The 14,756-nt window shown below is 48.8% G+C and carries 18 protein-coding genes and 1 pseudogene; 9 read left to right on the plus strand and 10 right to left on the minus strand.

All coding sequences use genetic code 11. The features are described from left to right. Positions 1–131: 131 nt before the first annotated feature. Positions 132–1,334 carry a serine-type D-Ala-D-Ala carboxypeptidase gene (gene dacC / locus OGY10_RS09770; protein WP_020996521.1) on the plus strand — a complete coding sequence of 401 codons (1,203 nt, stop codon included), beginning with the start codon at positions 132–134 and terminating at the stop codon, positions 1,332–1,334. A gap of 45 nt (positions 1,335–1,379) precedes the next feature. On the opposite strand, the gene deoR is transcribed toward dacC, so the two are convergent. Both deoR and ybjG read right to left on the minus strand, forming a co-directional pair. Then, on the minus strand, positions 1,380–2,138 hold the full coding sequence (gene deoR / locus OGY10_RS09775) for a DNA-binding transcriptional repressor DeoR (protein WP_008784233.1): 759 nt from the start codon (positions 2,136–2,138) through the stop codon (positions 1,380–1,382). A 64-nt stretch (positions 2,139–2,202) separates the two neighbouring features. Continuing rightward, positions 2,203–2,811 carry an undecaprenyl-diphosphate phosphatase gene (gene ybjG / locus OGY10_RS09780; protein ID WP_060682487.1) on the minus strand — a complete coding sequence of 203 codons (609 nt, stop codon included), beginning with the start codon at positions 2,809–2,811 and terminating at the stop codon, positions 2,203–2,205. A 297-nt stretch (positions 2,812–3,108) separates the two neighbouring features. Here ybjG and OGY10_RS09785 point away from each other — a divergent pair, with 297 nt between their 5' ends. Then, positions 3,109–4,341 carry an MFS transporter gene (locus OGY10_RS09785; protein ID WP_191226230.1) on the plus strand — a complete coding sequence of 411 codons (1,233 nt, stop codon included), beginning with the start codon at positions 3,109–3,111 and terminating at the stop codon, positions 4,339–4,341. 217 nt (positions 4,342–4,558) lie between these two features. Here OGY10_RS09785 and OGY10_RS09790 read toward each other — a convergent pair whose 3' ends face one another. From OGY10_RS09790 to OGY10_RS09800, 3 genes are all read right to left on the minus strand, one after another. Beyond that, a complete protein-coding gene (locus tag OGY10_RS09790) occupies positions 4,559–4,840 on the minus strand; it encodes a hypothetical protein (RefSeq protein WP_003831642.1) in 282 nt (93 codons plus the stop codon). Between the two features lie 107 nt (positions 4,841–4,947). After that, positions 4,948–5,763 (minus strand): Cof-type HAD-IIB family hydrolase, encoded by an 816-nt coding sequence (locus OGY10_RS09795; protein ID WP_191226229.1) that lies wholly within the window; start codon positions 5,761–5,763, stop codon positions 4,948–4,950. Next, complete coding sequence (locus OGY10_RS09800) at positions 5,763–6,971, minus strand: MFS transporter (protein WP_008784238.1); 1,209 nt, start codon at positions 6,969–6,971, stop codon at positions 5,763–5,765. The genes OGY10_RS09795 and OGY10_RS09800 overlap by 1 nt, the downstream gene beginning before the upstream one ends. An 85-nt stretch (positions 6,972–7,056) precedes the next feature. Between OGY10_RS09800 and OGY10_RS09805 the strand changes: the two genes are divergently transcribed. After that, the gene (locus OGY10_RS09805; RefSeq protein ID WP_003831648.1) at positions 7,057–7,617 is read left to right on the plus strand and encodes a TetR/AcrR family transcriptional regulator; all 561 of its coding nucleotides are present in this window, start codon (positions 7,057–7,059) and stop codon (positions 7,615–7,617) included. On the opposite strand, the gene OGY10_RS09810 is transcribed toward OGY10_RS09805, so the two are convergent. The 5 genes from OGY10_RS09810 to OGY10_RS09835 form a co-directional block, all read right to left on the minus strand. Continuing rightward, positions 7,604–8,401 carry an SDR family NAD(P)-dependent oxidoreductase gene (locus OGY10_RS09810; RefSeq protein ID WP_191226228.1) on the minus strand — a complete coding sequence of 266 codons (798 nt, stop codon included), beginning with the start codon at positions 8,399–8,401 and terminating at the stop codon, positions 7,604–7,606. The genes OGY10_RS09805 and OGY10_RS09810 overlap by 14 nt on opposite strands. A 200-nt stretch (positions 8,402–8,601) precedes the next feature. Continuing rightward, positions 8,602–9,654 (minus strand): phage integrase, encoded by a 1,053-nt coding sequence (locus OGY10_RS23715; RefSeq protein WP_353655382.1) that lies wholly within the window; start codon positions 9,652–9,654, stop codon positions 8,602–8,604. Positions 9,655–9,743: 89 nt separating this feature from the next. Then, a complete protein-coding gene (locus OGY10_RS09825; protein WP_137397199.1) occupies positions 9,744–10,673 on the minus strand; it encodes a hypothetical protein in 930 nt (309 codons plus the stop codon). Between the two features lie 16 nt (positions 10,674–10,689). Then, positions 10,690–12,366 (minus strand): SNIPE associated domain-containing protein, encoded by a 1,677-nt coding sequence (locus OGY10_RS09830; RefSeq protein ID WP_124038722.1) that lies wholly within the window; start codon positions 12,364–12,366, stop codon positions 10,690–10,692. A gap of 20 nt (positions 12,367–12,386) precedes the next feature. Then, complete coding sequence (locus OGY10_RS09835) at positions 12,387–12,983, minus strand: phage repressor protein CI (protein ID WP_087052922.1); 597 nt, start codon at positions 12,981–12,983, stop codon at positions 12,387–12,389. 95 nt (positions 12,984–13,078) lie between these two features. Between OGY10_RS09835 and OGY10_RS09840 the strand changes: the two genes are divergently transcribed. The 6 genes and pseudogenes from OGY10_RS09840 to OGY10_RS09865 all read left to right on the plus strand — a co-directional run. After that, a complete protein-coding gene (locus OGY10_RS09840) occupies positions 13,079–13,300 on the plus strand; it encodes a regulator for prophage (protein WP_004201303.1) in 222 nt (73 codons plus the stop codon). 32 nt (positions 13,301–13,332) lie between these two features. Then, entirely contained in the window at positions 13,333–13,842 is a 510-nt protein-coding gene (locus OGY10_RS09845) for a phage regulatory CII family protein (RefSeq protein ID WP_286576681.1), read from the plus strand. A gap of 7 nt (positions 13,843–13,849) precedes the next feature. Continuing rightward, a complete protein-coding gene (locus tag OGY10_RS09850; RefSeq protein WP_000956168.1) occupies positions 13,850–14,050 on the plus strand; it encodes a phage filamentation protein Fil family protein in 201 nt (66 codons plus the stop codon). After that, on the plus strand, positions 14,014–14,355 hold the full coding sequence (locus tag OGY10_RS09855; protein ID WP_000963480.1) for a DUF5347 family protein: 342 nt from the start codon (positions 14,014–14,016) through the stop codon (positions 14,353–14,355). The genes OGY10_RS09850 and OGY10_RS09855 overlap by 37 nt, the downstream gene beginning before the upstream one ends. Before the next feature lie 67 nt (positions 14,356–14,422). After that, positions 14,423–14,656, plus strand: coding sequence for a DUF2732 family protein (locus tag OGY10_RS09860; RefSeq protein WP_001244238.1), 234 nt, complete (start codon positions 14,423–14,425; stop codon positions 14,654–14,656). Next, positions 14,656–14,756 (plus strand): annotated as a pseudogene (locus tag OGY10_RS09865) (TraR/DksA family transcriptional regulator); the annotation flags it as partial. The gene OGY10_RS09860 and the pseudogene OGY10_RS09865, both read left to right, overlap by 1 nt.

Below are 14,756 nucleotides of genomic sequence, written 5' to 3' on the forward strand. Positions count from 1 at the left end.
TCACCGCACTTATTTTACACGTCATCCATCAGACTTTTTCTGCATGGGTTGGTCGAGGTCGCTTGGCCGGTTTTGTGTAAACACGGTGTGGTATGACGTGGTTTTTTGGAATGGATACTCGGGTGGCATTTATGACGCAATACTTCTCTTCACTTCGCAGCTTTGCTGCAGGTTCCGCACTCTTAATCCTTTTGGCGCCGACCGTACAGGCGGCGGAGCAACCGACGGCCCCGCCGAGCGTGGACGCGCGTGCGTGGATTCTGATGGATTACGCCAGTGGTAAGGTGCTGGCGGAAGGTAATGCTGATGAGAAACTGGATCCTGCCAGTCTGACCAAAATCATGACCAGCTATGTGGTTGGGCAGGCGCTGAAGGCCGGAAAAATTAACCTCAACGACATGGTCACCGTGGGCAAAGACGCCTGGGCGACCGGTAATCCAGCCCTGCGCGGTTCGTCGGTCATGTTCCTCAAGCCCGGCGATCAGGTTGCGGTGTCCGATCTGAATAAAGGCGTTATCATTCAGTCAGGTAACGATGCCTGTATTGCACTTGCTGATTACGTTGCCGGCAGCCAGGAATCCTTCATTGGCCTGATGAACGGCTATGCGAAAAAACTGGGGCTGACCAACACGACTTTCCAGACGGTACACGGCCTGGATGCGGCAGGACAGTTCAGTACCGCACGTGATATGGCGTTGCTCGGGAAGGCGTTAATCCACGATGTGCCGGAAGAGTACGCTATTCACAAAGAGAAAGAATTTACCTTCAATAAAATCCGCCAGCCGAACCGCAACCGTCTGTTGTGGAGCACCAACCTGAACGTGGACGGTATGAAAACCGGGACCACTGCCGGGGCGGGATACAACCTGGTGGCCTCCGCGACCCAGGGCGATATGCGCCTGATCTCCGTGGTGCTAGGAGCAAAAACCGACCGCATTCGTTTCAATGAGTCAGAAAAACTGCTGACCTGGGGTTTCCGCTTCTTTGAAACCGTTACGCCGATCAAGCCGGACGCGACTTTCGTCACCCAGCGCGTCTGGTTTGGCGATAAGAGTGAAGTGAATTTGGGCGCCGGAGAAGGGGGTTCTGTGACCATTCCGCGTGGACAGCTCAAAAACCTGAAGGCCAGCTTTACCCTGACTGAACCACAGCTAACTGCACCGCTGAAGAAAGGTCAGGTTGTGGGCACTATCGACTTCCAGTTGAACGGAAAATCCATTGAGCAGCGTCCGTTGATGGTGATGGAAGATGTGGAAGAGGGTGGTTTCTTTAGCCGCATGTGGGACTTTGTGATGATGAAATTCCACCAGTGGTTTGGTGGTTGGTTCTCTTAATCTTATCTATTGCCGGATGGCGCAATCGCCGTCCGGCAGTATCTGTTAGTACTTCAGCGTGATACGTTGTGTTTTAGCGTACTCAACAAATGCCTCGTCAGGACGGCTGTCGCTGATGATGGTATCAAAGCGTTTTAATTCCCCCATCCTCGCAGGTCGCACCTTGCCAAACTTGCTGTGATCGACCACCAGCACGTGATGCTGCGCCATCGACATTGCCCAGTGCTTCACCGGCAGTTCTTCCAGATTAAAACAGGTCGCGCCTTTTTCGATGTGAACACCTGCCGCGGAATAAAAGGCGATATCCGGACAGAGGTTGTTCAGCGTTTCCTGGAAATCAAGCGGTTTAAAAATCGCGTTACTGGCATGGAATTCGCCACCACACAGAATGACGCGGCACTGCGGTTTTTCCTGCAGCACCAGAAACGTATTCAACGAGTAGCAGATTGCAGTGAAGGGCAGTTCATTGTCGATCGCTTCAATGATCCACGGCGTGGTCGTACCGCAATCGAAAAAGATGGTCTGATGCGCCTGCACGAGACTCGCCGCCTGCTGGGCAGCACGACGCTTTTCATCAACCAGACGGGATTTTTGATCGCTGATTAAATAGTGGTTAGCGCTGCGGGGTTCCAGAACAATATAGCCCCCGAGCAGCACGACGGGAGCATCATGATTATTCAGGTCGCGACGAATGGTCATCTCAGATACGCCCAGCAACGTCGCGGCTTCTTTGAGGTGTAATTTATCGCTGCGTTTCAGCGCCTGCAGTAATTGACCAATACGCTCGTCGCGTCGAGTTTCCATAGTTCCCCTGGAGAATAGAATAAGTGCTCAGTTTCGCGCTTAATACTACTCTTTTTACCGCGGGTTAGTCACGTACCCAACCTTTACGGATGGGGAGAGCGAAGCAGGTGCGATAGCACGTCTGCAAGCCGAGGTACAAGCTTGTGCCGAACCGTTGCCAGATCATCTGGGCGCTCAGGCAACCGATCAACCCGGCCAGTAATCCGCCCAGCATATCCAGCGGCCAGTGAACGCCAAGGTAAACTCGTGACCAGGCAATCGCCACGGCGACAACCATCAGCAGAGCACCCGTCCACAAGCGATGCCAGAACAGGAAGGCCAGAGCAAAGGTAAAGATAACCGTACCGTGGTCGCTCGGGAAAGAGTCATCTGCCGCATGGTGCAGGAAGTTATAGCCGATGTGGTTAACGAACGGACGATCGTGGGGGAAAAGATGCCCCATCAGCCAAGAAATCGTCAGCCCGACGATGAGCGCAATCGCCATTTTGATGACCAACTGGCGCTGGAGCGTAACCTGACCACGAGGTCCCCAAAGCCAGAGCACAACGGCTAACAGCGGCACAATGCTGATCAGATCTTTGGCAATGAAAATGGCGAGCGAAATTGCCCATTGCGCAGAGTCGGGTGTTGCATTGATCAAGTAAAAAAGCGAATTGTTCAGATTTTCCAGCATAACGTCCAGACTCAGTGTAATCGTTAAAAAGACCCATTTGGGGAGAGCATAAAATTGCTTCCACGGGATAAAAAGCGGTCTTGTCTTATTTGCCTGTTAAATGACGATTTTTAAGACAATTAATGAGACTTATTGAGCATGATAGCGGTCTCAACTTAAATTAACCTTAAAGCAAAATGTTCTTGAGCAAATGAGTGTAAAAATGTGCGCATTTTGCTTTCAAATCACATAATTCACTATCACCAGTACGGCGCATTTATTACACTTTGCGCGATTTTTCTATAGTTAAGAGATTGCATGCAGAACCGTTTATCTTCAGGCGTCCGTTTGGGGCGTCAGGCATTACTTTTCCCGCTCTGTCTGGTGCTTTACGAATTCTCCACTTATATCGGCAACGATATGATCCAGCCCGGAATGTTGGCGGTGGTGGCGCAATATAACGCCGGATTAGATTGGGTACCTACGTCCATGACCGCCTATCTGGCAGGCGGCATGTTTTTGCAGTGGTTGTTAGGACCGCTGTCGGACCGTATTGGTCGTCGTCCGGTAATGTTAACCGGTGTGATCTGGTTCATCGTTACTTGTCTTGCGACCCTGCTTGCACAGAATATTGAGCAATTTACCTTCCTGCGTTTTTTGCAGGGGATAAGCCTGTGCTTTATTGGTGCGGTGGGTTACGCCGCCATTCAGGAATCCTTTGAAGAAGCGGTCTGCATAAAAATTACCGCGCTGATGGCAAACGTGGCGCTGATTGCGCCACTGCTGGGTCCGTTGGTAGGCGCAGCCTGGGTACATGTTCTGCCGTGGGAAGGGATGTTTATCCTGTTTGCTGCTCTGGCGGCCATCTCCTTTTTTGGTCTGCAACGCGCGATGCCGGAAACGGCAACCCGGCTTGGTGAAAAGCTGTCCATTAAAGAGCTGGGCAAGGATTATAATCTGGTGCTGAAGAACGTGCGCTTCGTTGCAGGCGCACTGGCGTTGGGTTTTGTCAGCCTGCCGTTACTGGCGTGGATTGCGCAGTCCCCGATTATTATCATCAGTGGTGAACATCTCAGCAGCTACGAATATGGTCTGTTGCAGGTACCGATTTTTGGCGCGTTGATTGCCGGTAACCTGGTGCTGGCGCGTCTGACTTCGCGAAAAACCGTGCGTTCGCTAATTATCATGGGCGGCTGGCCAATCGCCGTTGGCCTGATTATTGCTGCTGCGGCCACGGTAGTGTCATCTCATGCATATCTATGGATGACGGCAGGTTTGAGTATCTATGCGTTTGGCATTGGCGTGGCGAATGCGGGGCTGGTGCGCCTGACGCTGTTTGCCAGCGAAATGAGTAAGGGTACCGTTTCTGCCGCAATGGGTATGTTGCAGATGCTGATTTTTACCGTCGGTATTGAGTTGAGCAAACACGCGTATCTGCTGGGAGGGAACGGCTTGTTCAGCCTGTTCAATCTGGCAAGCGGCGTACTGTGGCTGATTCTGATGGTTATCTTCCTGAAAGATAAACGGGTAGGGAATTCCCGGGAAGGTTAAGGTCCGGATTTCCACAATCCAGCGCAGATAAGCATAATGACGCCGATAAATTCATCATTATGTTGATAATAGAATCACGCTGTAGGCCGGATAAGCGAAGCGCCATCCGGCGGCCTGTAGCAAATTGCCGGATGGCGGCGTAAACGCCTTATCCGGCCTACCGCTCACCAAAGATCTTAACTGACCAGTATTACGGTTGTCTGGGCCTGGCGACAACTTAGTGGTGGTCGTCAATCTGATGTTCGATAACCATCCCTTCACCGACGCTTGCCACATGTCGCGCATAAGGATGTGCGCGATAGACAGGGGCCGGAGCAGGCGCTGGAGCAACATATACCGTTTGTGGTGCGGTAGTTACGCTGACCGCCTGCGGGACGCTGACGGAAGAGGGCACTACCACCACTTTATAACCGCTGGGGACATCAACGGTAACGCTCTGTGCAAATGTTGTCCCCGCAAAGCCCAGCAACAATGTCGCCATTAGTACACTTTTCTTCATGATCCGCTCGCCTGAAATATTCACTGGAAGTAATAATCCAGCGGGTTAATTTGAGGCGGATTATGAATAGATCATGCCATCATTTTGTTGCCGTCTGTGCTGAGCCGTTAATGCGTAAACGGTGCTTCATTCCTTAACACGCGGTCAATAATATCCAGAACGCCCTCTTCGTTGTTCGAGCCTGCGCGATATTTTGCCGCCTCGATCACCGGCTCATGGGCGTTGGCCATTGCAAAACTAAATCCTGCCTGGCGCAGCATCTCAATATCATTTCCGCCATCGCCAAATACAACAACTTCATTGTCGTTAATATTCCAGCGTTGTTGCAGCAGGCGCAGGCCGTTAGCTTTATGCACGCCGGGAATTATTAAGTCGATGCTGCCGTAGCCGGTATGCACTGGTACCATAATATCGCCAATCGCCTCGTGGAGATCGGCCTGTACCTGTGGAATTCGGTCGTCGGAAATATTCAGCCCGAACTTGAAGAAAACATCGTTGAGGTTGTCAAAATTATCTACAAATTCAAGACGATGATAATACATGGCGGAAACGTTCTTATGCTCATCGCTGTACTGTTTCAACGTATAGGCGCTGTTTTTACCACAGGCAATAATGTCGATATCGGCGCGGGTCAGCAGATGCTCTACGATGGCATGGAAATCGTCTTTAGCCAGTTCGCCGTTAAAGACATCTTCTCCTTCACTGACCACCCAACCGCCGTTTTCGGCGACAAATGAGATTTCATTGGCCAGTTCGGGGAAAAAGGAAATCAACTGATAATATTGGTTGCCGCTGGCGACTACAAAGCGGATCCCTTGTTCTTTCATCTGGCGATATTGCGCCATAAAGCGCTCACGGTTATAGGTTTTTTGGTCGCTTAAAAATGTGCCGTCCATGTCGACCGCAATTAGTTTGATACTCATTAGCTGTTCTCCATCACCGTGGTATTTTTGAGATCCGGTTTCGCTACCGCTTTCGCGACGACGGCGGCGACAAGCACCAGCGCCAGCACCACTAACATAGCGCTGCGCAGGCCATAGTGTTCACCCAGATAGCCTAGCAGCGGCGGTCCAACAAGGAACGCCAGGTAACCGGTGGTCGCCACGACGCTGACGCGGGTTGGGGCATCGGGGCCGGTGTCGCTGGCGGCTGAAATGGTCAGCGGGAAGCCGAGCGATGCGCCGAGTCCCCACAGAATAACGGACACACCCGCCACCCAGGAGCTGTCGACAAAAATAATCAGGCTAATCCCGAGAGCGCCCATCAGCGCACTGGCGCGCACCACCGCAACGCGGCTGTAACGGTCGATGAACCAGCCGCCGGTAAATCGCCCAACGGTCATACCCAGCGTGAAACCGGCATAAATCAGCGAGCCTGATGTCGGGCTAAATCCATGTCCGTCCACCATTAACAGTGGAAGCCAGTCGTTGGCGGAACCTTCAGCAAATGCCATCGCCAGCACTACAACGCCGATCAGCAATAGCTGGATATCACGATAAAAAGGCAGTCCTTTTTCACCGGAGTGAGAACCGTCAGCGGCATTTTTGCCCGTGCCGTCAGGAATAGCTTTGATGGCGATGAAAATAGGTGTGATAGCAACCATTGCAGCCAAAAGAATATGCGCGGTAGCCGGGACGCTGAAGGCGGTAAGCATCATTCCAACTCCAGCACCTGCCAACGTTCCCAGGCTGTAAAAACCGTGCATCATCGGCAGCACGGTTTTGTTCATTTCGCGCTCAACTGCCGCACCTTCGACGTTGATGGCAACTTCTGCCGCGCCAAAGCTGGCGCCAAATACGCTCAGGCCAAACGCGAAAAGCCATGCGGAATGTAGCCAGAGCGCTACGCTGAGGATCGCCATTCCGAGAACGGCACAAGACATGGTGGTGCGGATCACCTTACGCGTGCCAAATCGTTTCACCAGCCAGGCCGAACAAAGTATGCCACTCATCGAACCAATAGAGAGCCCAAACAACACCGCACCCATTTCGGCAGTGGAGATGGAGAGGATATCTCTGATGGCAGGGGTACGCGTTGCCCAGGAGGCCATTAATAATCCTGGTAAAAAGAAGAACGTGAACAGCGCCCAGGTGCGACGTCTTAAGGCTTTGCGTGATGAGATGCCAGTCATGAATTCGAGCCAAAGAAAAGAGGGAAGGAGACAACATTAGCAAGACTGTGTACATTTGTACACAAATGCAAGAAGAGGAAATGTAGTGCGACGTGCAAACGATCCGCAGCGGCGGGAAAAAATAGTTCAGGCGACTCTGGATGCAGTAATAGCCCATGGTATTCATGGGGTTACACACCGTAAAATCGCTATGATTGCCGAGGTACCACTGGGTTCTATGACCTATTACTTTTCGGGAATCGATGAGCTTTTGATGGAGGCATTTGGCCGTTTTACTGACAGGATGATGCTGCAGTATCAGGACTTTTTTGCCGATGTTAAGGATGCGTCGCAGGCTTGCCATGCCATTACCGATATGATTTACGGCTCTCAGGTCACAACGCCTGATAATATGGAGCTCATGTATCAGCTGTATGCTTTCGCCAGCCGTAAACCAGCGTTGAAAACGGTGATGCAGAACTGGATGCTACGCAGCCAACAAACGCTGGAGCAGTGGTTTGATCCGGTTACTGCGCGGGCGCTGGATGCGTTTATTGAAGGAATGACGCTGCATTTTGTAACGGACAAAAAACCGCTGCAGCGAGAAGATATCTTGCTGATGGTGGAGCGTATTGCAGGGATACCCGCGACAGTCAGCTGTGCGTAGCGCCTCCGGTAATATTCACCACCGTCGCGGTCATGGCGCTGGCATGATCTGAAGAGAGAAAGGTCATGACCTCAGCGATTTGTGCAAGCGTAGGCAGGCGCGCGAGCATGGTACTTTGCGCCGCACCCCCTAACCATTGATCGACGGTTAAACCCATTGACTGTGCTTTAGCGGAGAAAATTTCTCCGGTATAGGAGCCAGCTGCAACAGCATCCACAATCGCATGCGAGCGCACGCCGACGACCCGGATATTTGCCGGTCCTACCTCGCTGGCGAGCGCTTTAATAAAAGCCTCTGTTCCTGCACAACCAACAATATGACCCAGATGACCAGGCATCGCCATCGGAGCTGCGGGGGCAACAACGCTGAGAATGACGCCCGCACGATTGCCGCCCATGTGCGGCGTTACGGCTTTAGCGATATTGAACTGCGCCGAGAGGAAAGGGGTGATGCCGCTCATAAACTCAGAGAGGGATAATGCGTTAATGTGTTTGCCCTGTTCGTGCATAAATCCCGTTGCGTTAACCACCACATCTATTCCACCGGTTTGCTGCGCAAGGCGGGTAACTTCCTTCGATGCGTTGTGCTCGTCGAGTACATCGGTGATAAAGGTTTCGACTGTACCACCTGCCGTTCCGATAATACTGGCCGTCCGATCAAGTTTTTCCTGGCTGCGAGCGCCCAGACATATATGGGCTCCTTCGCGCGCCATGGCCTGCGCAACCGCACTACCAATAGCCCCGCTGCCACCAAAAATTACTGCGACTTTTCCAGTAAGCAACATGACTAACCCCCATCCCCGATAAAGCACCGTTTTAAAGTATGTGCCATAACCGGCATGCTGCAAATTTGGGAGGAGTTTCAGAGGTGGAAGGCGATGAGCGCAAATTTCAGGCAACAAAAAACCCATTTATGTAAATGGGTTAATTAAAACAACGAGTTGCATAATAATCAATAAGTTAGTTTAGTGGTGAGAAGTGACGACTACGGAGCATTGTCAACTGCTGCCGCCACTTTGTCGCCACTTGGCAGCGTAGCCAACGGGTTGAAGCGCAGGGCAGTTTCAAGATGATCTGGTGCCAGATGAGCATAGCGCATAGTCATTTTAATGTCGTGATGACCTAGGATTTTCTGCAAGGCGAGGATGTTTCCACCTGACATCATAAAGTGAGCAGCGAATGTGTGGCGCAGAACGTGGGTAAGCTGCCCGCGTGGCAGCACGATAGAGGTCTTATCCATCACAGATAAAAACTGGAAATAGCAGTCGGTAAAGAACCTGAAGCCGTCAAGGGCAATGATTTCCTCATACAGCTCTTTGCTGATCGGAATGCTACGGTTCTTTTTGCCTTTGGTCCTGACGAAAGTGATTCGATATTTTGTGACTTGAGAGCGGGTGAGGTTCACTGCTTCGCGCCAGCGTGCTCCGGTGCTCAAACAGATTTTAACGACCAGTGCGAGTAGGGGACTTTGGCGGTTGCAGTCGTACAAAAGCTCAGTAATTTGTTCATGCGTCAGCCAGGCCATCTCCTTTTCTGCAATGGTGAATTTGCGCATGTTCTCCAGCGGGTTCGGCGCTGTCCATTCACCTAGTCGGGCCAGTTCGCTAAAAACGCCGCTAAGATAGCTTTGCTCAAGGTTGATAGTTACCGGGCTGGCACCTTTTTTCCACTTGTTGCTAAAGTAAATTTCACCCGTTAGGCGTTTATCACGGTAATGTGCGAACAATTTGGAACTGAGATCTGTAGCGAGAGGATTTCCGAGGGCATCGACCATCAAGAGTAGCTTGTCGTAAACATGCTCGCCAGCGGTAAGGGATTTGCCGTGCAGTTTGAACCAGAGTTCAACGATGTCTTTCAACGTCCGACGGTCTACCGATTCACCTAGCCAGGGTTTCGCCTCCGTCTCATCCATAGTGTGGCGTTCAAAAGCCAATGCTTCACCTTTGGTGGCGAACTGTTTACGCACACGCCGCCCGCTGCGCCCTGCGGGGTAGCATTCGCATATCCATTTACCTGTGTCGAGTTTTCGTACTGCCATAAAAAAGCCCTCATGTTTGAGGGCTAAATTTAACTGTATGTTTGAACAGTGGTCAATGTATGAATTTCATAAATTCAAACATCATCTACTTAAGTTCTTAAGGCCTTTGATAAGCGGTCACCTATTGCTCGCTTCCAAACTTTATTATGAACGATACGCTCATATTCAAGGTCACCATTAATGATCTCTGCTTTAGTTAATTGGGATAATATTTCCCAATCTTTTTTAAAAATGTAAGTTGCGTTATCAAGAAAAATGCTTTCAAGTACGTATATATTTTTACTTTCAAAACCAAAGATAAAATATCCGTTGAATCCCGCATGACCAGTAGCAATGAAATCAGGTTTGTAGACATTGATTAACTTGAGTCTGGATTCAATGACCTCTCTATCGCTATCTGATGCTGAAGTTTTTTGGGTGTTAGAAACTATTATTTTCGAAATTTCGTCCCATGGGTATTTCCCTTTAGGTAATACAGTCCATAACACTTTTTTGAATTTTGTTGTTATTAATGGTTCTTTTTCTGTATCTAAAATTTCTATCTCATCGAAACATTCGAGCATTAAGTTTATAATGTGGATGTTTAACTCTGAATTTTCTTCGGATAAATTTAGTAAAGGTGAAGTTATGTATGTCCCATTTTTTGTTTTAGCAACAGAGATCATTATCGCAGGAGCTGGAATATGCTCTCTTGCTATCCGCATAGCTGTTCGTGTGCGCATCCCATAATGAGGATTTCTATGCCAGTCGTATGTAGTGCTTGTATATGAAACGCTGTATTGTTCTTTTGGCAAATCAGGTCGTAGGATTTCCTTTCCGTTAGCATTGAAACTAGTAAACTTACCAATAACACTTGGTATTATCGATAGGCCTTCTTCTGGCGAAACGCCAAAACCAATTTCAACTAGCTTTTCAGGTCCTAAATCATCTAATTTGATACCTAATGTTATATTTTCTTGACCACCACAACATTTCAAAAAACGATCTAATGTTCTAATGGAATTAGCTTTAAATTTCATTACAAACTCTCCTTAGCTAAGCAACGATCAGTTCATCTTCGGGGATTTTATCAGTAAGGATTTTTTCAGTTAGGGCTAGTGACTCACGATATTCTTTAGCCTCTGCAAACATCGTCCAATGCGCATCAATACTCATTTCTTGAATCGTAGATTTGATGTCTTTTATACCAACATTGAAGAACTCTTTGCGTGAGTTAACTTTGTTCACTTGCTTATCGTTAAACACTTTGTGGAGATGATTTTCGAGTGATGGTGCATCATCACTGTAGATCATTGCATGCACATCGAATGAGAAAGGTACGCTGGCATCACCCAACTCACGGACGCGATCGAGCGGTTCAAGTCTGCGCGTCATCCCAATCTTATAAACGTTTTCTCCAAAGGAGCCTATGTTACTGATCACATATACGTGACCAGAGCGTGTTTGCTGCGCCATCGAGATAGCTCTTTGGTTTTTTGCTTCAGCTTCTTCGTATTTAATTTGTAGCTCAGCCAGTTTCTGTTCGAGGGCTATACGTTGTTCTTCGCCAGCAAGCATCAGTTCTTTAGTCGCTTTATCAATGGCCTGTTGAATTGCTTTTTCTTCTTTTTCAGCTTCTTTTATCGCTTTTTCATACTCGCGACGTGCTTTTTCTTCTTCACGTAACTGCTCTTTGATTCGTCTTTGTTCTTCTTTTTCCTCGAGCATAATTTCATTTACAGCAACCCCCCATTTAAGCTCGTTGAGTCGAGCCTGCAAGTAAATATCGGTGATCTTAGCGGACCTAAAGGCTGAACCGTTAAAATTCACAAGCTCAAATGCATCTTTTATTTCTTGGGATAGTTTACCGTAATTGTTATGCTTAATTTTCGAAAGGGTGCTATCAACCTTCCCATTAAAAGCATCTAGTACAAAATTGATTGCGGTGTTTCGTCTGTTCGGTTCGACATATTCACAGCTTGCAGCTTTGCTTGTTTTGATAAGAGACTTGGTTAACTCCCTGGCTTTTTGCAGCTCTTTCCCGGCATCCGTAAATTCATAATTCTCTGCCAGTTCGTCCAAAACACTTCGGTTTGGAACTATCCATTCATCACCGTACCCTTCAATTTTATTTTTCATTGACTTGGCTACAGCCTGATAGGTCTCTGCGAACTCTTTTGCTTCATATGCGGACCCCGCAATTTCTTTTGCACGTATCTCAGCATCTGCGATTATTTTCATCGCATTATCATTTGCATTAGAGATCAGTTCATCCGCTTTACTATTCGCGTTATCGAGTCGTTCTTTGGCTTTCAAGCGGGCATCACGAGCATCTTGGGTGATAGCGACAGCTTCGCTATTGGCATTGCTTATTGTTAATTCAGCCTGGTGGTGGGCTTCGTTCACTGCTCTTGCAGCTTTTTTTTGAGCTTCTTCTATCTTTTCTTTGGCTATGGCGTCAGCAGTTTTTATCTTCTTCTCAGCATTTAGGACTGCATTATGCAATTCTTGATACTGCCATAAGGGAGCTGCTTTCCCTTCAAGTTCTGCGTGTTCGCGTATAGCCTGGGCTAATTTTTCCTGTGTTTCACCTAATTCACCTCCAAGAGTTTTATTACTGGAGGCTAAAACACTCATTTCCTCTCGATATTTTTTACTTTTCTTGAAAAGTACAACGGATAAAATGGGAGAGAGCAATGCTAATAAGAGTACTACTATAATAAATAAATCCATTTCAAAATCCTTTTACCATATCAATTTGAAACAGTTGTGCTTCTTACATATGCGATCACTTCTATATCTGCAAAAGCACATTCAAAACTATTATCTGTAGTGGAAATTTTAATCATGCCCTTAGGCAATCTGGTGATGAGTCTGATGGAATAAGTTCCATCAATGTTGATCAACCAGTGCCCATCAAGCACTTCTGTAAATTTTTGCTCACAGATGTATGTAGTAGGTCCGTCGAGAACAACAATCGGGGCAGAAAGCTTCGCAGGAAGAAATGACGCGTCAAAAACATATGAGCCATCTTCAACCATTTTTCCCGCAACCAGACGAAACTTCACGAGCTCTTCGGTGGTTGCTGTTTGAGAACTTAGTTTAAGGCCTTGCCCGGTGGTTAACCAATTGAGTGAAGTGCCTGTTTCGAGGGCACACTGAATTATCCAATCTGCGGGAAAGGTATCTCGCATGTATCTATTAGCCAAAGTGCTTTTTGACACTTCTAAGTGGTCTGCAAGGGCCTGCCGTGTCGTAAACCCATATGCCTCGACCAATCGCTCAATCGCAGCCTTGCCACCCTGATTGGGATTTATTTTGATCTCATTTGGGTACTTTGATGTTGACATATCTCTTATGCGATCCTAGTATCAATTTCGTTCCCATTTGGGGACTTGTCACGATTACTACCGGCTCACCACAAGCCAATAGGAGATGTTGCATCATGACCCCTAACATTTCAATCACTCTGAATACACCGCACGTCACAATTGAACGCTATAGCGAGCTAACAGGACTGCCTGTAGACACCATTAACGACATGCTCGCTGATGGTCGTTTGCCTCGCCACCGTCTGCGTAAGGACAAGAAGCGCGAGAAAGTGATGATTAATATCGTCGCGCTGACGGTTGATGCGCTTTCTGATTGCAATGTCGCTATTAGTTAGTTCCATTTTGAGATACATCGGAGTTTCTTGCTATGTTTGACTATCGAGTTTCCAAACACCCGCATTTCGATGATGCCTGCCGTGCCTTTGCCTTACGTCATAACATGGCGAAGTTGGCAGAACGCGCTGGCATGAATGTCCAGACGCTGCGCAACAAGCTAAACCCGGAGCAACCGCATCAACTTACGCCGCCGGAGATCTGGCTGCTGACTGATATCACAGAAGACTCAACGCTGGTTGACGGTTTTCTGGCTCAAATCCATTGCCTGCCGTGTGTGCCATTGAATGAAGTGGCAAAAGAGAACCTGCCGCATTACGTCATGAGTGCAACTGCGGAAATTGGGCGAGTAGCTGCAGGCGCAGTATCCGGTGATGTAAAAACCAGTGCGGGCCGCCGCGATGTTATCAACAGCATCAACTCTGTCACGCGCCTGATGGCACTCACCGCAGTTTCATTACATGCGCGTTTGCAGGCGAATCCGGCGATGGCAAGCGCAGTAGATACCGTGACGGGCCTCGGCGCTTCGTTCGGTCTGATCTGAGGTGGTTATGCTGACTAAAGAACCATCTTTTGCATCACTGCTTGTTAAGCAAAGTCCTGCAATGCACTGCGGTCATGGCTGGATTATGGGGAAGGATGGCAAGCGCTGGCATCCGTGCCGCTCTCAGGATGCGTTGCTGGCTGAGCTGTCCACTAAAAAGCAGGGGAAACCATGGCTATTGAAGGCGATGCTGCGACTGTTCCGTTAAGCGCGGGCCTCCGTCTTAATGGGTTAAACCACATCGCGGAATTAAGGGCGAAAGTGTTTGGCTTAAATATTGATTCAGAACTGGAGCGCTTTATTAGCGATATGCGGGACCAACGGGATATTAACCATGAGCAGAATAAACGCGCATTAGCCGCAATATTCTTTATGGCAAAGATTCCGGCGGAACGTCATAGCGTCAATGTTAGTGAACTGACGACTGACGAAAAGCGGGAGCTGATTAAAGCAATGAACCATTTCCGTACAGTGGTGAGTTTATTTCCAAATCGGCTAGCCATGCCGAATTAATCCACAATCGAAATTAAAGGCGTAAACCCGCCGGGCATCTTATTGCCCAAATTCAGGAGAAACAACAATGCGAAATATTGAAACCCGAATCACCAAAACAGGACCAGATGATGCTGGCCTTAATCAGATGCTGACTGATGCACGCATGGAAGAACGCCGTGCACGTGCCGCGGCAATGGCAGCCCGTCTTGATAGCCTGGCTTGCCATATAACGTCACGCCAGCTTAATCACGTTGAAGCGGCGGAGCTGCTGCGTATTGCGGCTGAAAACATTCAGAATGAAGCGCAGGAGATCCACTGATGGCTGATTCAATGGACCTTGTACAGCAGCGCGTTGAAGAAGAACGTCAGCGCCACATCCACACCGCCCGCAACAGAACGCCGGGCGTTTCCCGTGTGCT

Origin of the sequence: Citrobacter sp. Cpo148, assembly GCF_030332375.1 — a bacterium.
GTDB classification, from domain to species: Bacteria; Pseudomonadota; Gammaproteobacteria; order Enterobacterales; family Enterobacteriaceae; genus Citrobacter; species Citrobacter portucalensis.